The organism is Treponema primitia ZAS-2 (assembly GCF_000214375.1).
GTDB classification, from domain to species: Bacteria; Spirochaetota; Spirochaetia; order Treponematales; family Breznakiellaceae; genus Termitinema; species Termitinema primitia.
This window is the reverse complement of sequence record NC_015578.1, coordinates 3,307,587-3,331,102: the sequence shown is the minus strand read 5'-3', so window position 1 is coordinate 3,331,102 and position 23,516 is coordinate 3,307,587. Positions and strand designations below refer to the sequence as shown.

Sequence of the window (23,516 nt, the reverse complement as noted above, 5' to 3'; positions counted from 1 at the left end):
GCAGAGGTTTTTCAGTGCTTCCTTCAAAGTAGCCTATCCCCGGGGCAAAAGGTTCCCATTGGGGAAGCAGGGTTTCGGGAGTAGCTGCCTTGTTTGGGGGCGGCCGGAACTGACCGGTCTGGGGGGAGAGGGAAGTGCAGGAAAAAAGGGATAAAACAATACATGAGAAGAAGATTAATGAAAGGGGAGAACTTGGAAACGAGGAATTCAGGAACCCTATTGAAAATAAAGGACTAGCTTTGCCCTTATAGTACCTGATTCCCTAACTCCTCATTCCTAATTACTCATTATTAATAGTCCGACTTGCCTTTCCGGGACTTTTTAAGCAGCTTCCGCTGAATAGCCTTTTTCTTCCGGTTGAGGATAGTGGAGGGTTTTTCGTAATATTCCCGCTTTTTATATTCCCGAATGATGCCTTCCTTTTCCACCATGCGTTTGAACCGCTTGATAGCTTTTTTCAGCATCTCATTATCATCTACGATGATATGCGCCAAATAAATCACCTCCCTTCCTGCCGGTCAGAATAAACCTGTCTTAGGACAGATAAAGCGAACCTCAGTATACCGGGGTTCGGTAGTTCATGAAAAGAAAATACGTTTTACGGATTTTCTGATTCTTCCAGTTTACTTAAAATGGCCTGCTTGTCAAGGACAGGCCGGAGGGTAAAGGCGTCGGGGTCGGCATTTTCCCCGGATACCCGGATTTCCCAGTGAAGGTGAGGCCCGGTGGCCAGGCCGGTAAAGCCCGATTCGCCCAATAATTCCCCGCTTTTCACCATGGCCCCTTCCGCTACGGCTATGCTGTCCATGTGGTAATAGATGGAGTAGACCCCGGGCAAGTGTTCCAGGATCACCGAATTACCTGTGGAGATGCGGAACCGGGCCAGCACCACCCTGCCATCGGCGCAGGCGCTGACCGGAGTCCCCGTGGGCACCCCGTAGTCAACTCCGGCGTGGATGGCGGTGTCGGTTTTCCCGGTCACATAGCGGTACACCCGGCGGTCCCCGTAAAAGCTGGTCCTGCGGGTAGAGCTTACCGGCGGCGCAAAGGTGCTTTCGCTAAAGATTTCCCCACCCGTCGAATTGATGATAGCCCAGAGCTGGTCGGATTCGAGGGTTTTCTGAGGGTCCGGCTCGGTGCGTATGCTGGTGTTCCGCTGGTCCAGATCGATTATTTCAGCGGCAAATTCCCGGTCCGCGATGGTAATGGGAATTTCCTCCAGGGCCGCGCTGCTTTCTTCAACCAGGATAGACGCGATTCCCGGCGCTGCGGTGGAGGGAACCGCCAGTATGGCTATCAGCACGGGGCCTGTCCCTTCCAGGGGGAAAAATTCCGCCCGGGTAAGCCGTTGCCCCTGGGCATTACGCAGTACCGCCCGGTAGTGGGGCGCAGAGGCAGCGGCCGGGGGCGGCTCGTCGTCGCCCGGGGGCAGAGTCCCAATAGCTAGGGGCGCCTGGTCCGGGAGCGGCTCGTTAGCCCGGGGGGTCGGCGGCACATAGGCAACGGTGAGCGGCTCCCCGGGGTGGACTTCACCGGGGATAAGGGCGATGCGCCGGAGGAAGGGCGGCTTTTCCTGAACCGGAGAGAGGTCCTGCGCTTCTTCACCTGAGTCCCCGGTTTCGGCAGCCGGGTCAGAGGAGGGTTCTGAAATTGTCGCCGTTTCTTTGCTGGCGGTGGAACACCCGGCAAAGCCCGCCATGAGGAGCAGCAGGAGAACCGGGAGGCCGGGAAGGGGGTTTTTGCCGAACCAGCGGAGGGCTTTCATTACTGATAGTTAAGCATGAAACGCAAAAAAATACAAACTAGTCGGAACGGCGGCGTACAGCACCAATTAGGAATTCCCGGGCCTTTTTTGCACGCCATGGAATAATATCTTTTAATCCGTTATACTGACAATCCATGAAAAAGATGCTGCCGGCGCTGTTCCTTCTCGGCCTTTCCCGTTTATTTGCCCAGGAGGCGGATATTGAATTGCCCGATCAGGAAGTATTGGAAAAAATATACAACAAGCCGGGGATCATTAAAACTGAGGTGTCCCAGGAAAAGGGAGATGATAATCTCCGGTGGGTAGAAATGTATACCGATATTCATATCACCACCGATATTCCCATGGATAAGTTGCGAAGGACGATTCTGGAGTTTAATAATTATCCCCGGATATTCAGGAGAAACCAAGGCGTCACGGTGATTTGGGAAGATGATTCAGTCTACCTTGACATGACCGTAGGGGCGACACTGCTCGGCATTTCCTTTCTCACTAAATACCGTGTATCGGTAACAGAATTGTTCAATTCCCCGGAAGAATTTGTCCTTGATTTCAGCCATGTTTCTGATGACGGCAATGTAAAGGATGTCTATGGCCGGTGGTATTTGAAAAAAATCCCCCTGAGCGCCGAAGGCGAACAGCGATTCTACGTCCGATACTATGCTTCCAGCAAAGTGATCCGCAAATACCCTTTTCTGCGGATGATCATGGCCATGTTCATTAATAGTGAGAGCAGGGATTTGATGAACCAGTTTCTAAAGACCGCCGGGGAAATGTGACAATGAAAAAGAAAAGCCCCGGTAAATGAAGCTCAGTCCCCGGAAGCCGCCCGCTTCAAATCTGTCACAATCAGCTGGGGCGTCTCGGTCCCATTAAACCAGTTCCGGTTCAGGGTGAACACTAAATCTACCCGGTCATTCAGGGCGAAGTCCCGGTTCACCTTATCCACCGCCTGCCAGTACATAGCGGGCCACTTGTGCTTTCCCGTATCCAGAGTGAGCTTGACGTGTTTGGCTTCGGGCTTTCCCATGAGCTGGATGTCCGTTATCTTGAGACCCCGGGCCAGGAAGCTAAGGGCAACGTTTTCTTCGCCGTAGGGTTCAAAGCGGTCAACCAGGCCGAACAGTTCCGGTGTCAGGAATTTTCCCACCCTGGGGGCGTCGAATTCCGCATCCACCGAAAGGGTTTCCTCATCGGTCTCTTCCCCTAATTCCAAATTTGCGGTGATGCTCCCAAGGCGCTCCAGAAAGGGTTCCCAGTTGGCCCGTACCATGCTGAACCCTGCGGCAAAGTCGTGGCCCCCCCAGTCGAGGAAGAGGTCCGCGTTTTGTTCCATAAGAGAGGTAAGGTCGTAGCCCCGAGCGGATCGGAGGGAGCCTGAGAGGGTTTCTTCGCCAAAGGCTGCCACCAGGGCGGGGACCTTAAACTGGTTCACCAGGCGGTTTGCCATGATCCCCGTGACCCCCCGGTAGATGCCTTCTCCGGCAGCGAGGACAAATTTGCCCCCCAAGCGTTCCAGGCTTTCCCGGGCCAGGGGCTCCACCACGGCCCAGTTTTCGGCGCCCAGCTTTTTCCGGTCCTCGTTCAGGGCGACGATTTCCCCAGCTAGCCGGTCCCGTTCCGCCGGGTCATCCGCCAGCAGTAATGCTGCGGCCTTATCAGGGCAGCCCATGCGGCCGGTGGCGTTGATGGGCGGGCAGAGCTGCCAGGACATTTCGCTGGTCCCGAAGCGCCGCCCAGAAAGGCCCAGTTTGAACAGCAGGTCCGAAAGCCCCGGCCGGGGCTTTTCCAGCATGGAGGCCAGGCCCCGGCGGACTATGATGCGGTTTTCATCACGCAGGGGCATGATGTCCGCGATGGTTCCCAGGGCGGCGAGCTGGAGGTCCGCGCTGTCCTCGGGGGTGAAGTGGCCCTCCTTTTTCTGTACAAAGGAAGTGAAGAGGTTAACAAAGATATCCAGCTCCCCGGGAGAATTTTCCGCGTATTTGGCGATCCGGGAAATTTCCTTCAGCCGGAGCAGGCTCTTTCCCCCGGTTTGGGGTATCTGTTTTGCCACTTCCGGGGCCAGGTCAAGCATATAAATTTCAAAACCGGAGCCGAAGATTTTTGCCAGGGTCTTTTTTTGCAAGGCCACATCCCAGGCCAGGATCTGCTGGCCTTCCAGAAAGGCGGGCAGCCGGGTTTCGGTGATCCCCACCATACCGGGCACTACTGTTTCTATGAGCCGGTCTGTCTCCGCAAGGTTCCGCAGTTTTACTATTTCGATGATGTAGGAATCGTTGGAGGGCCGGGTGTTGAGGAGGCATACGGGCTGGGCGAAGAAATGGCTTTTTAGGGCGAAGCGCAGGGCGGATACCAGTTTATAGGCCACCCCGCAGCCCGCCAGGTCCCGGAAAGGGTAGGCGGAATTTTTCAGTTTCGGGTTCACGATGGTATACGCCTGGGGAAGTTCTTCCTGAGGGTTATGATGGTCCGTGATGATCACATCAATGCCCAACTCATTGGCCTTTTCAACTTCCTCAAGGTTCGAGATGCCGCAATCCACGGTGATAATCAGGGTGCCCCCGTCTGCGGCAAATTCCTCCACCGCCTTCATGGAAAGGCCGTAGGGCTCATCCCCCTGGGGAAGCCGCCATCTCAGGTCTATGCCCTGTCCGGTCAAAAAAGAGCTGACCATGGCCGTACTGGTGATGCCGTCCACGTCCCGGTCGCCGAAGACCAACACCTTTTCGCCCTCTTCCTTTGCGCCCAGGATGCGTTCCACCGCAGCTTCCATGCCGGGCAGCTCAAAGGGGTTTCGCAGATGCCGGGGATCGTCCTCAAGAAAGTACCGTATGTCTTCGCCCCCGGTAATCCCCCGGCGCGCCAGAACGGAGGCGGTTAAAAAGTCGCAGCCGTAGCGCTCAGAGAGTTCCTTTACCAGTTCCGGGGGTATGCTTTTCTTTTCCCAATTCATTATCAATAAGTTCCTTCTGAGATAAAACGAAGTTTTATCCTATTTCCTTCAATACTAACTGCCGCTTCGCCGGGGCGGAACCGGAGTACTCCACCGATTCCTCAAGCTGGGGCAGGGCCGCCGCAAGTCCCGGTTTATCCCGGGCCCATACGGTCATGATCAGGTCCCCTGGGGCAACTTTGTCGCCCCCTTTCAGGTGAAACTGGACCCCGGCGGTGGGGCTGACCGCGTCTTCCGTACGGTTCCGGCCCACACCCAGGTCCACCCCGGCGTGGCCCACCTTCCAGGCGTCAATCCGGGCGATATACCCCGGCTTTGCCGCCCTGATTTCCGCACTCACCGGGGAACGGTAGCTGCCCCGCATTTCCAGAAACTTCTTCACATCCCCGCCCTGGCTTTCTATGTTGGCCAGGAACAGTTCCCGGGGCTTGCCCCCGGCCAGGGCCTGCTCACAGAGCCGCCGGCCTTCAGAGGCGTCCTTAGCCTTGCCGCCGAGCACCACCATACGGGCGGCCAGTTCCAGGGTCACCTCCATCAGATCCGCCGGGCCCTTGCCTTCCAGGCAGTCCAGGCTTTCCTCCACTTCCAGGAAATTGCCCATCATGTTCCCCAGGGGCTCGTTCATGTCCGTGAGCAGGGCGACGATCTTTTTCCCCATAGCGGTCCCGGTGTCCACCAGGGACCGAGCGAGCTTTTCGCCGTCAGCGGCATCCTTCATAAAGGCGCCGGATCCGAATTTAACGTCAAAGACCAGGGCGTCCGCCCCTTCCGCCACCTTTTTTGAAAGGATGCTGGCGGTGATCAGGGGGATGGACTCCACCGTGGCGGTCACATCCCGCAGGGCGTAGAGCAGCCGGTCAGCGGGAACTATGTCCTTAGTCTGCCCGGTCATGGCAAAGCCGTCCTTGGCAAGGATGCGGCGGAATTCCGCAGGCTCCAGGTTGCTGCGGTAGCCGGGAATGGCGTCCAGTTTGTCCAGGGTGCCCCCGGTATGGCCTAGGGCCCGGCCGGACATCATGGGGTCCTTTATTCCCAAGGCCGCCACAATTGGGGCCAGGATCAGGCTGGTCTTATCCCCCACGCCTCCGGTGGAATGTTTGTCCACAAAGGGGCCGCTTATGCCCGAAAGGTCCATGGAGGCCCCGGATTTGAGCATCAGGTCCGTCAGGGCGGCGGTCTCCTTTGCAGTCATGCCCCGGAAAAAAACCGCCATGGCCCAGGCAGATACCTGGTAGTCCGGTATTTCCCCCGCCACATAGCCGCCTATGAGAAAGCCTATTTCTTCACGGGAGAGTTCTTTCCCGTTCCGTTTATTCATGATTATGTCTACAGCACGCATTTTGCTTTACCTCTGTACTTAAATTTTCTAAAAATCCCAGGTTCCCAGCCGTTTCCCCAGGGCATCCGCCATGACGGCGGTAACAAAGCCCCTGGCCTGGCGGGCCGAACTTTCGTCCAGAGTGTACCGGGTCAACTGGACCGGGCTCAGGTCCTGTACCGCCCGAAGCCAACCCAGGGCACCCGGCCCCGGTTTGTTCCATGGTACTCCATTTTCCGGGGGGTCACAAGCGTTATCCCGGGCTTCCGGGTCCGGCCTGACGCCCAGAAACTCCGCCCAATTCCATAAAAAGTGGATGAAAATCCGGGCGCAGCAGGGATCATCGGCACTGTCCAGGGCTTCCAGGGAGGCGTCAACCAGTTTGAAAGCCTCGGCCCAGTTGCCCCCGCCGCCGTGAGTGGCCAGAACGGTTTCGGCGATTGCGGAAGCAGCGGCGGAACGTATATAGGCTTCCCGTATGCCCGGCTTCCAGGACTGGACATCAAAGTCGGTCACCTTCCGGGAATCCCGGACTGGGTCCCGATAAACCCACAGGTCCCCCCGGTGGTAGGGCTCCACATAGGCCCGGAGCTTGCTTTTCGGCCCCCCGAACACCGTTGCCCGGAGTATGCCTTCCTCGGCGCTGAGAAACCATGCGTCCCGGTTTGCCTCACCTACGGATCGCACCCGGAGAATAAGGGCTGAATAGGTAAAAAGCCGAGCCATAGCCTATAATAGGTGCCAGGCACCTTTTTTGCCAGAGGGAAGAACACAGAGGGGAAGAGGAAAGAAAATCTTCCTTTCCTCTTCCTTATCTTAATAAGAGCTATTTTTTCCCGTAAGTCCGGGCGGTCTCAAACATTGCTACAAGATTTTCGTATTTAACGCTTTCCATACTGCCCCCGGTATCTAGGAGGAAGCCCCCGCCGGCGGCGCAGTTATCCACCAGGTACTTTACCCGATCAACCACCTGCTCCTTGGTACCCCAATCCAAAAGCTGCAGGGGCATGCCTCCCTCAAGAGCGGCGATACCGGAAAAGGCCTTTTTGAATTCCCCATAATCCCCTTCCTCAAAGTGGATCACAAAGGACCCGGCGGGGTACTTCTTTAGCTGCTCTGCAATAAATTTATAGCGGCTGTTGTACTTGCCTTCGGTATAGATAATGGGGGTCACCCCCATCTCAAGCAGAGCGGCAAAGATCCTGTCCATGGGTTTCCAGTAGAGTTCTTCATACTGCTTGGGCCCCATGAAGCCGTCCATTCCCTTGTGGAGGGGGAAGAAGACCCGCTTGACCGGCATGGGCACTACCCGGAAGTACTGGAGGTTGGCGATCTGGATATCCGCAAAAACTTCGCAGGCTGCGGCGATCTTTTCGGGACATTCGATTTGATCCTCAAACACCGCTGCGGTGCCCCGGAAATAATCGCTTATAATATCGAAGGGCGCCTCGGCCATACCGGTCATCCAGGGGGGAAATCCCAATTCGCCCAGCTTTTGTGTAAGCCTGTTTGCAATGGCCCCATGCTTTTGACTTTCTTCATACATCAGCTTCAGCTTATCCAGGGCTTCCATTACCGGGGGAGTCAGGATGGATGCAAAGGAGAACAATCCCAGTATAACTGCGGGATTAAAGGAAAGCCCTTCAAGCCCCTTGAGGCCCGGAAAGGCCCGGGGAATGTACTTTCTCCAGATAAAACCGGAAGGATCCTTGATGAGTTCATCGTACTCATCTGCTTCCATATAACACCGTTCAATCACCTGGTAGGTTGACATATCGGAAACAGTGGTCCCCGGCCGTCCGGGCCAGTCAATCATGTTGGACTGGGCGATCTCATTGGCCTTGCCGCTCTGGCCCAGGGGTCCCATGCCTACATCGGGCTTGAATTCCTCGTGGTACTTAATATAAGGCTCCTCACAGTCCTCGGGGCTGTAATAGACTGCTTTATGGGACCCCTTGTTGTAGATAAAATAGGGATTCCCGCTGGGCATGGGTATCATGGGCAGCTGATCCGTTTCTTTTAGCTTGATAGCATCTTCTACCCGCTTAAGCCGCTGGTTAAAAAGTTCTTCGTTTGCCATATAATCTCCTTATTAAAGAATGATAACTATAGTATGAAGGGCATTCTTCCCCAGGTATATGTTCATATTGCATGAAGTGATAGAAATAATTTCTTGCTTATTTGTGCAATATGCACTATTATATGGCAATGACCCTAAGCCCGGAATTTATAGCTGAAAAACTTCAACCCTTTTTTAGAATTGCCCATTATCAGGGTGAAAAAAGGGCGGTCATTTCCGGGGTCCGTTTCTATTCCGACAACCTGCCCTTTTTTTCGCCGGAAGATATCTATGTCATACAGAAGCCTGAAGATTTTCTGGGAAGCTCCCTTAAAAACTGTGTCCTTTTAGTATACTCCGAGGGATTTATCCTGATATACAGGCAGAAAGCTGAGGAAGTAACCAATAGCCTGCTGGCCCTATTCGATTACTACAACCGGTGGGAAGCGGCTCTTTGGGATGCCGCCGAAGCGGATAATGCCCTGCAAAGGATGGTCGATCTCAGTGTTCCTATTTTCGGGGCTCCTATCTTTATTGCAAATATCGACGGACGTGTACTTGCCCACAATGAAGTGGAAGATACCGATGATACCCTGGATGATTTGTGGAAGGAAATACATCAAACCAATATGGTCTCCCTTACGTATGCAGGGTCACCCGTACTTTCCCTGGATAATAAAAAACTGGAGGATTGGACAACCACACCCATGCTCTACCGGCTGATATTCGGCAATGTCTATATTGCAGCAAATATAAATACTGCCGGTGAACCTGTCGCCACAATCTACATAGAAGAACATTCAAGAAAACTAAATCCCAGCGACTGCGAAGCTGCTGTGGTCCTCTGTAAAGTATTAACCCATGTGATAAATACCCGGGAGGATCTGCGGATCCTTACCATAGATTCCATTCTGGTCGATTTTATTGAAGGTAAAAAAGAGACCAATACTATGCCGATAACTATTGGCAAAAAAATCCCATCCCCATGGAAGCTGATAACCATCCGTAATATAGCAGCTCAGGCGTCTTTGACCAGAAGGCGGCGGCTGATGGGGATCATAAAAAACATGAACACACTGAATACCGTGTTCCTTTACGGTCAGGAAGTATTAGCGATTGTATCGGAAAACCAGGTGAACACTTTTCTTGCGGAGCTGCTTAAGATTATTGTGATTAAATATTATGCCATCGGCATTTCAATGCAATTTGCGCAGTTGACGGAACTCCGTTCCCGGTATCGGCAAGCCATCGCGGCCATCGATGAAGGAACCAGCGGCGTCCATGATGCTTCCATTGTTGCCTATACCCATTTGCTTAAAATCGCCCGGGAGGCCAACCGGGATACACTGTTTCAACACCCCGCCCTCCAAATACTGAAAGCCTATGATACTGCCCATAATACCGAACTCTATAAAACCCTTTTTGAATATCTGTATCACGGGCATAACAAGAATGAAGCCGCCAGGGTGCTGTTTCTCCACCGTAATTCCCTGAATTACCGGCTTAACAAGATCAAAGAACTTACCGGCGCAAAATTTGATAACCCGGATGAACAGAATTTTGCGTTACTGTCGTTTTTGTTGGAAGAGCCGGAACCCTGAAACCAACCAGAGAGAAATCCTGCAAAACACTATTTCACCTTCCGGGTAATCCTGAAAATATATACAAAATTGTATTCATAATCTTGTTATATCATGGTTTTATATTTTATGCGATTACTTTTTTCGTCCTGTAATGCGAAGTACCAAGTCGTACACCATTATTATGCTCTTTATTATTTAGTTAATATTTACCATAATATTTAAACTGGCATTATCGCTTTTTGAGGAATGGTCCGAAAGGGTCATTGCCCCGTATAGACGTTTGGCTCGATGTTTCATGATGATAGGAATACTGTCACTTATATTTAGTGAATGAGAATATTATAGGAAAAGAGACCGACAAAAATAGAGGTTTTTCTAAGGGGCTTCTTTACAGATACTTATTCTACGGCCTAATTATGTGCTGTTTTGCCACCTACACTATGCCCTTACAATAATGGTGAGTTTATTTTCCTTATAAAATATTATTATATTTTATAAATTTAGAATTAATTTTCCAGTTGTTTTATCATTCTTCCAAACATTTGTCGTTTGCCGTTGCCACTTATAATAAAAATGACAATGCAAGGTCAATTTATTTTCTGCTTGTGGAAGATAACTATAAAAATCCGTTGAGCCATCATCAAATATCAAAATAATACCATATTCATGTATTTGCGGCCCTGATTCTTCATATGTTATTTGTATTTTATCAATATTCCTTGTTTTTGTATCTGTTGTATTAATACCATTTAAAACAGCCGATTGAGTAATTTCATATTTTGAACCGGCAGTAATAATATTTTCTGAATTATTATTAAGTCCCGCAGATATAAGACAATTATAAATATCAACGGTTTCTGTATTAACCGGAAATTCAAAACCAGTAGGCGTTTGATACTTAAGGATATCCGTATTTGGTAAATCTGTATTAAGATTTTCACATGATAATATTATTGAAAAAAAGAAAAACGCTATTAATCCATATTTCTTCATAATACCCCCATTAATTTTATCTTTCAATATATTATTTTAAAACAATATAATTTATTTGTCAATATAATCCGCATCCATGGCTTTCTTTTCCCACAATTCACCCTTTAACCATATTTCTTCTGATATTCTGGCACACATTTACCTATATTATGTACCGTACTGCAAAGATACCATTGACTGTTTACCTTCTTTTTGCTTCTTAGGGTAAACCGATTCATTCTCTTGTAATATTCCACATCTGAAAATATCGGTTCTATTATCTCCATTCGGTGTGAATTAGGTTAATAATTTTCCCCAAGGGCAAGTATAGGTATTATCATCTTCATTGAAAATAAAATCATTAGCTTCATATTTTTTATTATTTTCAGTTGCATATCCAGGCCTTTCTTTAAACCGCTCATCCTGGGTTCTAAAATGTGGGTCTGGTATGAGTACTTCTATTTTATTTTCTTTGGCTAATTGTACAATAGTAGTATTACTAATACAATAGTTTTTAGACAATATCGTTATGCGAAGTGCCCGCATTTTATTCCAACCTTTTTAATAATTTATCTATTCGCTTCTTTTGTGCCCTTTTTATTTTTTGTTTTAACTAATTCTTTTGCCAATTCTATATTCGGTTCTTCATCATTTTGGCCAAGTGAATATGCCAATCTTTCCAACATGATTTCCTCCAATAATTTATAATATCATGTTTTATTTATTTTTGTCAATAATATTTATTTCAATATATTTACAAACCAGGTTGCGGGCATTGTACAGACCTGTTAAGACTGTCGATTTAATTATAAAATAGTATTACTGCGTATTAAATTGACTTTTTCCAAAAAGGATCGACTACCATAAAATACCATGCTGTATTATACCTATTATGGCACGATATAAATACCAGGACCCCTCCTAGGGGCTATTCTTCAATATTAACTTTAAAGACCAGCTCTTTCCGGGCACCTTTGAATGGGCCTTAGAGTATCTCATTGACCATTCAGAACTATCATTATTCGATTTACAGTATGGGAGTTCTGGCGGCGAAATACAATCCAATATCACCGATCCGGAGAGCGCAAGGATTAAGGGGCCGCATGGATATATTCAGGGGTATAATGGTATTGCTAAAGCTGATTCAGCCCATCAAGTCATTATTTCAGCGGAGGCCTTCGGAAGCGGCGGTGAAAGCGAACATTTCCGGCCAAGCTTGATTCCCTGCAAGAAAATATGCAGATGATAACCGGGAAGGAAGAACCGTTAAAAAAATCGCTGGTAACAGGGGATACGGGTTTCTTCTCGGAAAACAATTTACAGGAAGCTGCGAAATGGAATATAGAACTACTAATCCCCGATCAGCAGTTCCGTAGGCGGGACCCTTATTTTGACGATCGGAAAGGCCACAAGGTCAACCGATTTACTGCAGATGATTTTACCTATAACAAAGAAAGAAATATTTTTATTTGTCCTAATAAAAAAACACTCATTTATAAGGGATTTGTTAAACTTAGCCGGAACAGCGGAGAAAAGTACCAGGCATCTCCCAAAGATTGCATGTCTTGCCAGTTTCTTTCCCGGTGTGTTGCTTCCCTCAAAGGTAAAACCCGTATGCGTACCTTATACATCCCGGTCTCGAAACATTCTGAAAATCTTTGTGACAAGATGCGAAAGAAGATAGACGATCCCGCCTGGCGAGAAATCTATTCCAGACGGATGCAGATAATCGAACCTGTTTTTGCAGATATTACTTATTGTAAGGACATGGACCAATTTACACTCCGTACAAAAACAAAAGTAAATATCCAATGGTTGTTATACTGCATGGTGCATAATATTGCCAAATGTATACAGCCATTGGCCTTTAGGTACGGGATATAGGGGGTATACGGAAGTAAATTCCCCTCAAATGAGGATTTAAAATGGTTGCTGGTAGAAATATCGAACTTGTAATTTTTTTAGTGTAAACGGTAATCATAGGGGGACTCTGTCTTCCCCGTAAATGATTGCGAATTGATTGAGGGCAGCGCCCCAATCCCGTATAGGCATTGTCCATTTTCTGGAAATGTTTTTCAAGCCCATAAAAATTAATTTCACCGCAGCCTCATCGTTTGGGAAAGACTGGCGGTGTTTGATAATTTTTTGAATCGTGTAATTAACCGATTCAATGGCATTGGTAGTATACACCGCCTTCCTGATTTCAGGTGGGAATTTGAAAAACGGTATGACCTCGTTCCACCGGCTCCGCCAGGACTTTGAAATCATCGGGTATTTTTTATCCCACACTTTTGAGAACTCGTCCAGCGCTTCGGCGGCAAGTTCCGCTGAAGGAGCCAGGTAAATAGTTTTGAGGCTGGCTGTCACCGCCTTCCGGTCTTTGTAGGGGACAAACCGAACTGAGTTTCGGACCATATGGACGATGCAAAGCTGGACCTCGGTTTTGGGGAACACCGCGGCAATGGCGTCGGGAAAACCGGTCAGCCCATCGACGGCGGCGAAGAGGATGTCCTGTACCCCCCGGTTTTTGAGTTCATTCATAATGCCCATCCAAAACTTGGCCCCTTCGTTCTGCTCAATCCAGAGCCCTAACAGCTCTTTCTGGCCGTCCAAACGTATCGCCAAGGCCAAATAAACGGATTTCTTGACTACCGCAGCCCCATCGCGGATATTGACCCGCAGCGCATCCAGGAAAACTACCGGGTAAAAGGGCTCAAGAGCCCGCCCCCGCCATTCGGCTGCCAGTTCCTTAACCTCATCGGTTACCCGGCTGATAAGCTCAGGCGAGACGTCAACCGCGTAGATATCCTTGAGGTGATCTTGAATCTGGCGGGTAGTAAGCCCAAGGGCGTACATCGAAAGGATTTTGTCATCGAACCCCCGAAACTCCCGCTGGTGTTTGGGAACAATTTGAGGCTCGAATGTCCCCTCCCGATCACGTGGGACTTCGACCGGCATCGGCCCGTGGTCGGTCCTCAGCTCTTTGCTGTTTTTGCCATTCCGGCGGTTCGAGATTTGTTTTTCACCCGGGTCGCTTTTCTCATACCCAAGATGCTCGGTCAGCTCAGCCTCCATCGTCCGCTCCACCAGCGCTTTGGTCAGCTGCTTCATGATCCCTTCGGGCCCGTAAAAGTCATCGGGCCCATGGTAGTCCTTCAAAATCTCGTCCAGGACTTCTTTTGAAAAGGCCATACTTGCTCCTTCTAGGTAGTATAGCCGTTTACACTAATTTTGTTACAGGCTCGAAATATCGTAAATTAATATCACTATTACTGTTGAATATTAAAATATAAGGATAGTATTGTTATTTATATAGACTTAATCGACACCCTGGTTATGTGCAGTTTTTTGCTTATATATATATTATGGGAACTTTAATATTTAACGATACTATTTATTGAAATAATTCTCCTTGTTTTTGCCTATCTACATACTGTTTATCATATTGTGCGAGAAAATCATCAGAGATTATTTTCATCAATTCACCAAAATCCTTTTCGGTAATTACTAAATAGCCCCCATTCCTGCCCAAATTTGCTTGATCTGTCGTTTTATAATTTATAATCAAGCAATAAGTTTCTTTTCCATTTATTTTTTGAATACTGAAAATATAGTTGACTATATATACATTTGTATAGAGGCTATCCATAATCGTAGCAAACATTACAGCGGATTCTTTTCCCGTATTTTTTGTTAATTCATGAACTCCATTCTTTTTGGCAACGGCAGCCCATTCTATACATTTATCAATGGCATTTGATAAATATTCTCTAGAATTTGAATCTCCCATTTTCCCATACAATAAAGCATTTGTGAGAGAGCCATTTTTATAATATAGTAATATTGTATTGGTTAAACCCGTATTAGATAATTGTGGTGGGTAATAGGTGATTTTTGACGTAATTTTTTCAAAATTTCCATCATAGATAGTAATGTTATTTGGAATATCATATTCTTGCGAATACACATATGGTATTGTTAAAAATAATAACATAAAAAATATTACCCATGTAATATCAATACTGAATTTAAATTTCATAAAAAACATCCTAAATTTACGATGCTACAGACGACATTGGATATATTTCAATAATACAATCATTTTTTATCATTTGTCAATGTTTTTTTATAATATTTTAAAAAAACTTGCACCTAACTTCTTTTATATGAATTTTGCCTATTCTTCCATATCCGCTGTATAAACGCAATTGTTTGCGTTTATATCACACGCCCGGAAAAATAAATGTAGATTGCTAATCGCCACTTAAATCCATAGCATCCAAGGAGCTTTGTATTTTCAGGGAATGGCGGCGGGCTACGTGAGTGTGGAGGCGTAAACTATCATGAGAAGGATTTGTCAATCGCCGCCCATCTCCCCCACCGTCACTTCCGGGTGATGATACCGCTCCGTATCCGGTTTCAATCGCTTGTAGCTGATTGCTCTGCTTGGACAGAAGTTCAGGCAGGCCTGGCATTGTTCGCAGTTTTTCTGAAAGACGGGGCCTTCTACCGTCATCCTGATTGCGCCGGAGGGGCAGACCCGGGCGCAGAGCCCGCAGGCGGTACAGGCAGCGGTCAGGCGGAATCCCCTGACCAGCAGAGGACGGGCAAAGAGAAAAAGTGCGCTTATCATTTTAGATATTGGCCGGAAGGTACTGATGCTGTTGGATTCACGGGCGATAATCGCTTGAGCTGTTTGGGCGGTCGCTGCGGTCTGCATGGCGATACGCTTATCCTGTACGCGCTTTTCCTGGACGCCGAAAATGGGGATGTAGTTTTCTACGCTGGGGATGAGCGCGGCGTAGTTCAAGGTCAGGGTTTTTTTAGCCAGGATACGGCGGACATCGGCTAAGGCGCCGCCCTGGGAGGTTCCGTAGGTCACTGCAGCTGCCAGATAATCTGCGCGGATATCGGCTTTTTTCAGGAAGCGGCTTACCATGCCCGGTATCCCGTAGGCATAGGCGGGGAACAGGAATACTGCGGCATCTGCTTCAATACATATTTCCGGCTGCTGTATTTCCCGACTTATCGAAAAAATAGCGGCATCCCCTATCAGGCCGGCAAGTTTTTTTGCCGACCAGTAGGTGTTGCCGGTTCCGCTGAAATAGTATATCTTTGTCATTATTTTATATTTGCTCCCTGAAAGTTTTTCTTGTATACCTGAAAATAAAAATCAACCTGCTCTTTTATTGCTTCAGCTGGCGGACGGGGGGCGTAGCCGGTGAGGGCGGTGATTTTTTCGTGGGAAAAATTGCAATTGTCCCCCAGAACTTTCAAGGCATAGGGGGTGAAAGTTAGTGTTTTTCCTTTACGAAGGGCATCCTGTTCGGCGAAACCGGCAAATAGTTTTATAAAGTCCAGGGACAGGCACAGTTTTGGCGCCTTTACCCCGGCGGCAGAAGCGGCGGCTTGGATCATTTCCTTGACATGCAGGGTTTGCCCGGAGAGGATGTAGCTTTCGCCGGAAACGCCCAGCTTTGCCAGGTCCGCCAGGGCCTTCACCACATCCTTTACATCCACAAAATCGTAGCGGCCTGTAACGTATACCGGGAGGCGGCGTTCTGCCACATCAACTACTATCTGCCCAAAATTGGATCGGGTTAATTCAAAGGCGCCGACTATCCCGGAGGGCATGGCGATTACTGCGTCAAGCCCGCGTTCCTTTATCGCATCCAGGACCAGGTTGGAACCAATCGCCTTACTTACCGCATAGGCGCCGGAAACTGCGTCCGGGTCAAACCGGGGGATCTCTCTTAAAACACTGGTGTTGTCCGAAAAGGGTAGGGTGTGAACAGTTCCGGTGTGAATGAGGCGCTTTACCCCGCAGCTCAGGCTGGCATCAATGACGTTTTGCACCCCTGTGATATTAACCGCCTCTATGTCCGCATCAATTTTACTGGCAATGGAAACGATGCCGGCCAGGTGATACACGTAGGTGGCCCCCGAAAATGCGGCGGCCAGGGTGTCAGGGGATCTGATGTCGGCAAAGACAGCTTCATCGGCGTACTGCTTCAGGAAGGGCACAAACTGTGTGCTGCGGTGATACAGGGCCCGCACGTAGGCGCCCCGGTTGTGGAGTTCAGCACACAGGGCAAGGCCGGTTCGGCCTGTGGCGCCGGTTACGACATGGATTTCTTGGCTCATTTTGGTATGTATCCTTTAGGGCGCCTTAAAAAACGTTTTTCAGGGATTGCCCTTATAGAAAGCTACCATGGGACCGAAAAAACCACAAGTCTTTGCTTCCAGACGGTTCTTGAAGCCGGCCCCGGTTTCGCGTACTATAGAGTTATGGCAAAAATTAAGTTACCGGTATGGCCGGAACTGACTCCCCAGGAAACGCCGGAAGCTTCTGTGCCTGCTAAGGGCGGTGAAAAACCATCGGCTCCACAAAAATCCCCGGCTTCGGTTCAGAAAGACGGAAAGTTTCCCCCAGTACTTCCAACGCCGGCTCCGAAAAGCGGTGGAAAGCCTCCGATTTCGGGAGACGGAAGGCCTGCTGAAGGGGCAGGAGCCAAGGCGCCCTTGGGTCATGGGATAGCGGCGTATCAGAGCAGCATGAAAAAGCCTGAACCCGCTGCCAAGGGCAACTCCACGAGGGGAAACCCTGATGAACCCACCGCCGGACCTGAAAGCCGCCTATCTTTGCCGAAAAACCGCTCCCCGGAAACCGCGCCGCGCCGCGAGCCTTTGATACCCGGTGATGGGTTTGTGAAGACCCGGGAGCAGCCCGGGAGCGGAGAGGTGTCTAAACCTGAGGACAATCCCTTCTTAAAACTTCCCAAGGTCCTTCCCCGGAGCGCTGAAAACAAGGAAGCGGATCCCAAAATACGCCGGGTTGCCAAGTTCCTCATCCTTATCGGGGGGGACGAGGCGGCGGGGATACTCGCCAAGCTTGATATGGAACAGGTGGAGGATATCTCCCGAGAAATCGCCTCTATCCGGGGTATCTCCTCCGAAGAGGCGGCGCAGATTTTTGAAGAATTCCGTTCCCTCCTGTCGTCCACCTACGGTTTCCTGGGGGCCTCCTCAGGCGGGGTGGAGGCGGCGCGGCGGCTGCTCTATGCGGCCTTCGGGCCCGAGAAGGGCAATGATTTTCTCAACAAGGCCTTGCCTGAAACCAAGGAAAACCCCTTCACTTTTATGGAAGAATTTAACGGGGAACAGATAGCTTTGCTCTTGAAAGATGAATCCCCAGCAGCTGCGGCGCTGATCCTTTCACGGCTGCCTTCCAAACTATCCGCCCAGACTTTGATCAATATTGAGCCGGGGCGGAAGATGGAGATTGTCCGGCGTATTGCCCGGCAGGGGGAAACCTACCCGGAGGTGCTGGCCCAGGTAGCGGGGGCCCTGCGGGAAAAGGCCCGGCATATCGGCAGCGCGGTTTCAAAAGACACTATTACTATCGACGGGAGAAATACCCTGGCAGCGATTTTGAAACAGTCGGACATTTCTTTCGGGGATCGGCTGCTCCAGCAGCTTGATGATGAGGACCCTGAGTTGAGCCAGGAACTCAAGGAACGGATCCATACCCTGGAGGATGTAGTGAAGGCCGACGACCGGCCTCTCCAGGAAAAACTCAGGTCCATGCCGGATAAGGATATTGCCATGCTTCTCAAAGGCAAGACACCGGAATTCACCGAAAAAATACTTTCAAATATATCCGCCCAGCGGCGGCTTGAAATACGGGAGGAGGATCGCATCCTGGGGCCGGTGCCCCGGCGGGATGTGGATGATGCTGCAAAGGCTTTCCTGAGCTGGTTCAGGCTGAACCGCGAAGAAGGGCGGATTATGTTAATCGATGATAAGGATGTGATTGTATGACAACAATTCTGCGCGCAGGACAGGTATTGGACAGCGGGTTCGAAATACTGGAAGTAGTTGATCTAACGGAACTGGAAGCTGTCGGTATCTGGGCACGGCACGTGAAAAGCGGCGCCGAAGTGTTCCACATTTTGAATGATGACAAGGAAAACCTTTTCGGTTTTGCCTTTGCCACCGCTCCTGAGGATTCTACCGGGGTCGCCCATATCTTGGAACATTCTGTGCTCTGCGGTTCCGAGCATTACCCCTTAAAGGACGCCTTCCTGGTCTTGGCCCAGGGAAGTCTCCAGACCTACCTCAACGCCTGGACCTTCCCAGACAAAACGGTTTACCCTGCCAGCTCGGTGAATGAACAGGATTACTTTAACCTCATGGCGGTTTACGGGGATGCAGTGTTCCGGCCCCAGCTTTCGGAATGGACCTTCATGCAGGAGGGGTGGCGTTTAGCTTTTTCGCCACCGGAAACAGACACTAACACTGAGTTTCCCGGAACGGGAAACTCAAAGCAACCCTCCGGAGGAGGGTTGCATATTACAGGGGTGGTCTATAACGAGATGAAGGGGGCCTACTCTTCCCTGGACGAGTACGCAGGCCGCTGGTCTGTCAGGGCGGTTTTGCCGGGCACTCCCTACGCCTTTGATTCAGGCGGGGACCCGGAAACGATACCGGAACTCACCCTGGAGGGCCTGCGGGATTTTCACCGCCGCAAATATTCCCCCGCAAACTGCCGTATCTTCCTGGCAGGGAATATCTCCACGGAAAAGCAGCTTAGTTTTCTTAACAAACAGTTCCTCGGCTCTCTTCCGGTGGGGAAAGCGGCGGCCCCCATTTCCAGGACCCCACGGTGGACCACCCCCCAAACCATCACTATCCCTTCCCCTGCGGGGGGTGAACAGAAATCCACCGTGGTCCTCAGCTGGCTCTGCGGGGACACCACGGACGCGAATGAAACTATCGCCCTGGGGGCGCTGACAGAAATACTGCTGGGCCATGACGGGTCCCCCTTGACCCGTCTGCTCATCGAATCCGGGCTCGGGGAGGATCTCGCCCCCGCGACGGGGCTGGAAAACGAATCCCGGGAAACCCTCTTTAGTGCCGGACTGCGAGGGGTGGACCGGCAAAACGGGAACACCGGCATCAGCGAAAAAATAGAGAAACTAATCATAGACGCATTGCGGCGCTTGGCATCGGAGGGAATTCCTAAGGAAGAAATTGAAGCAGCATTGCTGTCCATGGAATTTTCAAACCGGGAGATACGCCGGTCCGGGGGGCCTTACTCCCTGGTGTGGATGCGCCGCGCACTCCGGTCCTGGCTCCACCTCGGTTCTCCGGAACTGTCCCGGGAAAAGCGGCCCTGGGACAGCCTGCTCTTTGTCCCGGCCTTCACCGAGCTAAAACGCCGCTTTGCCGAAGACAGCCGGTACTTTGAAAAACTCATCGAAACTTATTTGCTGCATAATCCCCACCGGGCACTGGTTTCGGTGGACCCCGAGGAAGGGTTTCAGGAAAAGAAGGATGCTGCCCTGGCGGAAGCACTAACAAAAAAAGAGGCGGCCCTTTCAGAAACCGAGCGGCGGGACATACTGGAAAAAGCCGAGGCTCTGGAAAAACTTCAGAGCGAAGGGGAGAGCCCCGAAGCTTTAGCCACCATCCCCCACCTTTCCCGGAAGGACCTGGTCCCGGAAATCGAAAAGGTCCCCCGGGAAATCCTGGATGCAAAGGGCATACCCACAGTAGCCCATGAAATTTTCACCAACGGTATCAGCTACCTGGACCTTGCCTTCCCCCTGGACATTCTGGAAAGCGCCGACTACCCCTGGTTCCCCCTCTTCTCCCGCTGCGTAGTATCCCTGGGCCTGCCGGGGATGGACTACGGCGCGGTTTCCAGCCTTCTGGCCCGTACCACCGGGGCCTTCTACGGTACCCTCCAGACTGGCTCCTGTTTGCCGGGCTTTTCCCGTTCTGCGGCGCTTCCCACAGGAACACTGGATCTGCGCGGTCGTGACTGGCTTTGCTTCCGGCTCAAAGCCCTGGATGAAAAGATACCTGAGTCTCTGGATCTGGCCCGGCGCATCATTACTGAGGCGGATTTTTCCGATCAGCGGCGCATCCGGGACCTGGTCCTGGAAATGAAGAACGATACCGATTCAAGCCTGGCGCCTGGGGGGCACAGCTACGCCATGGGCCGCTCAAGCCGCCTCTTTTCCCGCTCCCATGCGGTGGAGGAAATCTGGAACGGTATTTCCCAGCTTGAGACGGTTCATACCTTTGCCGACACGGATACTGCGGAAATCTGCAAAACCCTCATCCGCATACGGGATACCCTGGTAAGCCGCGCAGGGCTGCTGGCAAATATCACCGGAAACGCCGGTGCCATACAGGGCGCAATAAAGGGCATAGCGGAAACTTTCAGCAGCTTTGGCGCCCCCCGGCCCCGGAACAGTGTTACTGCGGAAGGAACGCCTTTCTTCGATCGGCTCAAAAGTGACGCCAACACCCCAAAGGCAGAAGTCCTGTCCTCTTCTTCCCTTCAGGTAGGTTTTGCTGCAGTAACCCTGGCTGGTTCTTTCCTGAACAGCCCCAGGCCGGGCATAGAATCGGTATTGGCCCACCAACTTTCCACCGGAGCGCTTTGGGAGGAAATACGCATGAAAGGCGGAGCTTATGGGGCCTTTGCCCACCCTGATTTGGCGGAAGGAACTTTTTCCCTTTCCACCTACCGCGACCCAAGCCCACTCCGTTCCTTGGAAGCCTTTCCGGGCATCCTTGAAGCAACGGCAAAGGACGCTCCGGATGAGGAAGCCCTGACCAAGGCGGTGATTGGCAGTTTTGCCAAGGAAACCCGGCCCCGAACCGGCGCCGAAAAAGGACTTTCGGATTTTTTTCGCTTCCTCTATGGCTTTGAGGATGCGCACCGGGCAAACAAGCTGCAATCCATGGTTTCAATCACTGCGGAGGAGCTTTGCGCCGCAGCAAAACGGATCGCCGCTGCCGCTGCTGAACAGGGCCGGGGCATACCTACGGTAATTGCCGGGACTGTAGAGGCGGAGAAAGCGGCGGCCAAACTGGGGGTGGAGATACGGAAGCTGCCGGTGTGATAATGAGGAGCGAGGAAGGAGGAGACGAGGAATGGGAAATAAGGAAAAACCTGCGGTAAACGGGGATCCGGTAGTATTACTGCACGGGTTTGACGGGGATGCGCTGATGGCTGTGGTCCGGGCGGTGAAGAGCGCTGCGGGAGAAGCGGGGATCGATCCCGGGAGCATCGCCTTTACCACCACCACACCGACCAATCTGGAGTGGAAGATAAAGGCACTGATCCGGGAGGTGCGGAAGGAACACGAGTATTTTCAGGAAAACGAGGGCAAGCAATCGGGGTAAGACAGTTTCGTTAGGTGTATTGACCGTTCTTTATATTTATACACTATTTGCTGCTATTATTTCTATGAAAGAACCCCCTATAGTTTTTTACCACAACATCTTAAGCAGGTTGCAGCTGCAGCCACTATATAAAGACACCTTGACGGTTTTTTTCGTTTATGTAATCCTTTTATAAATGTGATTCTTTTTAGAAGGAGATGTATCTATGAAAAAGACATTATGCGTATTGTTATTATTGGCCCTATTGGTGCCGTCGGTTCTGTTTGCAGGTAGTTTGGATTACCTGACCAACCAGAGCGCCCGGTGGCTGTTCTCCCTGTCACGGAATGCGGCTACCGATGCGGCGGATATTGTAAACTACAACCCAGCGGGTACCGCTTTCTTGCCCCGGGGCCTGAGCCTCGACCTGAGCAACCAGACCCTGTTCAAGTTTTATAGCAACAAGGATTCAAAATTTACGCCCGGAGCAATAGCTGGAGCCGGTATTTTTGGCGCAGACCCTTTTGGGGGTGTCGTGAAGAAGACCCTTGAGCCGGAGCTTCTGACCCCGGCGATTCCCAATCTCTATGGGGCGTATAATTTTGGCGACATCGGGCCGGGCAAACTGGCGATCTACCTGCAAGCCGGGATTCCCGCAGGCGGCGGGGACCTTGCATGGGGCGATGGTACCGCAGGTTCCACCTTTGCCCTTAATGCACTGAGGGCTTCGCTGTGGTCGTTGCCGGCAGCTCAGGGTGGGCCCGTTACTACTGGCGCCCTCCAGTCCCAAGAGTTTAACGCCTCCAGCATATACTATGGGGTTGGCTTAGGGGGAGCCTATTCTTTCCTGGGCGATTTGATGTCCCTAAGCCTGGGTGCCCGTTTGGTTATACCCCAGCGGGGTTTTTCCCTCAAGGCTTCCTATGGCCCTGGGTACTATCTTAGCGGTGAATATGAATATTCCGCCCTGGGTGTTACGCCCATTGTCGGAGTTGATCTGCGGCCCATTGATGGACTTACCATCGGCCTCAGATACGAAATGGAAACGGATCTTGAATTTAAATACAATGAAAAAAAATTGGACGGAACGCTTGCGACAGCAGGAAAATCACTTCTTGCCAAAAGCGGCATAGTGGACGGTACCAAGTTCAACCAGAACCTTCCCCATCTCATAGCCCTGGGCGCGGAATATCAGGTGAACGACAGTCTTGGCGTTTCCCTTTCGGGGACTATTTACCTGCTTTCCCTTGCCAATCTGGGTAAGACCTTTGATTCGACCGGGACAAAAGACGGGGATATAAATGACTACTTCGATACAGGCTGGGAAGTAGCCCTGGGGGGATCCTATAAAATTACTGAGGCGATTAAGGTAGGATTGGGGGTTATGTACACCGAATCCGGCGCAAAGGACAAATATTTTAACGATTCGCATACCCTGCTGAATGCGAGCGCGAGCCCTCCCCTGGATTCAATTTCCTGCGGCTTGGGCGGCTCCTATGCTTTCAAGAACGGCCTGGATCTGATCCTGTCTTTCCTGTACAGCCACTCTCTGCCGGTGGATTATTCCGTGAGCCAATACGCCCCCGCGCCTCTCAACTTGGAAGTTTACAACGTATCCGGTACTCTCAACAAAGATGTTTTAGAAGTTGGGATTGGGGTAGGGTATAAGTTTTAACCGAGGA

The 23,516-nt window shown here is 50.7% G+C and carries 20 protein-coding genes; 7 read left to right on the top strand and 13 right to left on the bottom strand.

The genetic code is table 11. The annotated features are described in order from the left end of the window. Positions 1-290: 290 nt before the first annotated feature. Both rpsU and TREPR_RS17965 read right to left on the bottom strand, forming a co-directional pair. Positions 291-494: a 30S ribosomal protein S21 gene (rpsU, locus tag TREPR_RS14350; protein WP_041611717.1), complete on the bottom strand. Its 204-nt coding sequence runs from the start codon at positions 492-494 to the stop codon at positions 291-293. 104 nt (positions 495-598) lie between these two features. Then, entirely contained in the window at positions 599-1,765 is a 1,167-nt protein-coding gene (locus TREPR_RS17965; protein ID WP_015709061.1) for a M23 family metallopeptidase, read from the bottom strand. A gap of 134 nt (positions 1,766-1,899) precedes the next feature. Between TREPR_RS17965 and TREPR_RS14340 the strand changes: the two genes are divergently transcribed. Beyond that, complete coding sequence (locus TREPR_RS14340; protein ID WP_015709060.1) at positions 1,900-2,544, top strand: hypothetical protein; 645 nt, start codon at positions 1,900-1,902, stop codon at positions 2,542-2,544. A 32-nt stretch (positions 2,545-2,576) separates the two neighbouring features. Here TREPR_RS14340 and recJ read toward each other — a convergent pair whose 3' ends face one another. From recJ to TREPR_RS14320, 4 genes are all read right to left on the bottom strand, one after another. Then, positions 2,577-4,721, bottom strand: a complete 2,145-nt coding sequence (recJ, locus tag TREPR_RS14335) for a single-stranded-DNA-specific exonuclease RecJ (RefSeq protein ID WP_015709059.1) — start codon at positions 4,719-4,721, stop codon at positions 2,577-2,579. A 34-nt stretch (positions 4,722-4,755) separates the two neighbouring features. After that, a complete protein-coding gene (locus TREPR_RS14330; RefSeq protein ID WP_015709058.1) occupies positions 4,756-6,060 on the bottom strand; it encodes a thymidine phosphorylase in 1,305 nt (434 codons plus the stop codon). Positions 6,061-6,087: 27 nt separating this feature from the next. Continuing rightward, complete coding sequence (gene recO, locus TREPR_RS14325) at positions 6,088-6,765, bottom strand: DNA repair protein RecO (protein ID WP_015709057.1); 678 nt, start codon at positions 6,763-6,765, stop codon at positions 6,088-6,090. A 100-nt stretch (positions 6,766-6,865) separates the two neighbouring features. Further along, positions 6,866-8,119: a uroporphyrinogen decarboxylase family protein gene (locus tag TREPR_RS14320; protein WP_015709056.1), complete on the bottom strand. Its 1,254-nt coding sequence runs from the start codon at positions 8,117-8,119 to the stop codon at positions 6,866-6,868. 122 nt (positions 8,120-8,241) lie between these two features. On the opposite strand from TREPR_RS14320, the gene TREPR_RS14315 reads away from it, so the two are divergent. Beyond that, positions 8,242-9,699, top strand: a complete 1,458-nt coding sequence (locus TREPR_RS14315; protein WP_169313431.1) for a PucR family transcriptional regulator — start codon at positions 8,242-8,244, stop codon at positions 9,697-9,699. A 474-nt stretch (positions 9,700-10,173) separates the two neighbouring features. On the opposite strand, the gene TREPR_RS14310 is transcribed toward TREPR_RS14315, so the two are convergent. The 3 genes from TREPR_RS14310 to TREPR_RS18520 form a co-directional block, all read right to left on the bottom strand. After that, positions 10,174-10,674: a hypothetical protein gene (locus TREPR_RS14310; RefSeq protein ID WP_041611227.1), complete on the bottom strand. Its 501-nt coding sequence runs from the start codon at positions 10,672-10,674 to the stop codon at positions 10,174-10,176. Positions 10,675-10,778: 104 nt separating this feature from the next. Beyond that, positions 10,779-10,940, bottom strand: a complete 162-nt coding sequence (locus TREPR_RS19295) for a transposase (RefSeq protein WP_081468674.1) — start codon at positions 10,938-10,940, stop codon at positions 10,779-10,781. 10 nt (positions 10,941-10,950) lie between these two features. Next, positions 10,951-11,199, bottom strand: a complete 249-nt coding sequence (locus tag TREPR_RS18520; RefSeq protein WP_169313430.1) for a hypothetical protein — start codon at positions 11,197-11,199, stop codon at positions 10,951-10,953. 690 nt (positions 11,200-11,889) lie between these two features. On the opposite strand from TREPR_RS18520, the gene TREPR_RS14305 reads away from it, so the two are divergent. Further along, complete coding sequence (locus TREPR_RS14305; RefSeq protein ID WP_081468673.1) at positions 11,890-12,537, top strand: transposase; 648 nt, start codon at positions 11,890-11,892, stop codon at positions 12,535-12,537. Positions 12,538-12,630: 93 nt separating this feature from the next. Here TREPR_RS14305 and TREPR_RS14300 read toward each other — a convergent pair whose 3' ends face one another. The 4 genes from TREPR_RS14300 to TREPR_RS14285 all read right to left on the bottom strand — a co-directional run bounded on the left by TREPR_RS14300 (position 12,631) and on the right by TREPR_RS14285 (position 16,797). Beyond that, a complete protein-coding gene (locus TREPR_RS14300; protein WP_015707812.1) occupies positions 12,631-13,845 on the bottom strand; it encodes an IS256 family transposase in 1,215 nt (404 codons plus the stop codon). Between the two features lie 202 nt (positions 13,846-14,047). Next, the gene (locus TREPR_RS14295; protein WP_015709052.1) at positions 14,048-14,692 is read right to left on the bottom strand and encodes a hypothetical protein; all 645 of its coding nucleotides are present in this window, start codon (positions 14,690-14,692) and stop codon (positions 14,048-14,050) included. 318 nt (positions 14,693-15,010) lie between these two features. Continuing rightward, positions 15,011-15,775, bottom strand: coding sequence for an EFR1 family ferrodoxin (locus TREPR_RS14290; protein WP_015709051.1), 765 nt, complete (start codon positions 15,773-15,775; stop codon positions 15,011-15,013). Continuing rightward, a complete protein-coding gene (locus tag TREPR_RS14285; protein ID WP_015709050.1) occupies positions 15,775-16,797 on the bottom strand; it encodes an NAD-dependent epimerase/dehydratase family protein in 1,023 nt (340 codons plus the stop codon). The genes TREPR_RS14290 and TREPR_RS14285 overlap by 1 nt, the downstream gene beginning before the upstream one ends. A 144-nt stretch (positions 16,798-16,941) precedes the next feature. On the opposite strand from TREPR_RS14285, the gene TREPR_RS14280 reads away from it, so the two are divergent. The 4 genes from TREPR_RS14280 (at position 16,942) to TREPR_RS14265 (ending at position 23,509) form a co-directional block, all read left to right on the top strand. Beyond that, on the top strand, positions 16,942-18,474 hold the full coding sequence (locus TREPR_RS14280; RefSeq protein WP_245534746.1) for a flagellar motor switch protein FliG: 1,533 nt from the start codon (positions 16,942-16,944) through the stop codon (positions 18,472-18,474). After that, positions 18,471-21,572, top strand: a complete 3,102-nt coding sequence (locus TREPR_RS14275; protein ID WP_015709048.1) for an insulinase family protein — start codon at positions 18,471-18,473, stop codon at positions 21,570-21,572. The genes TREPR_RS14280 and TREPR_RS14275 overlap by 4 nt, the downstream gene beginning before the upstream one ends. A gap of 31 nt (positions 21,573-21,603) precedes the next feature. After that, positions 21,604-21,855, top strand: a complete 252-nt coding sequence (locus TREPR_RS14270; RefSeq protein WP_015709047.1) for a DUF3783 domain-containing protein — start codon at positions 21,604-21,606, stop codon at positions 21,853-21,855. A gap of 205 nt (positions 21,856-22,060) precedes the next feature. Further along, positions 22,061-23,509: an OmpP1/FadL family transporter gene (locus TREPR_RS14265; protein ID WP_015709046.1), complete on the top strand. Its 1,449-nt coding sequence runs from the start codon at positions 22,061-22,063 to the stop codon at positions 23,507-23,509. The last annotated feature ends 7 nt before the right edge of the window (positions 23,510-23,516 follow it).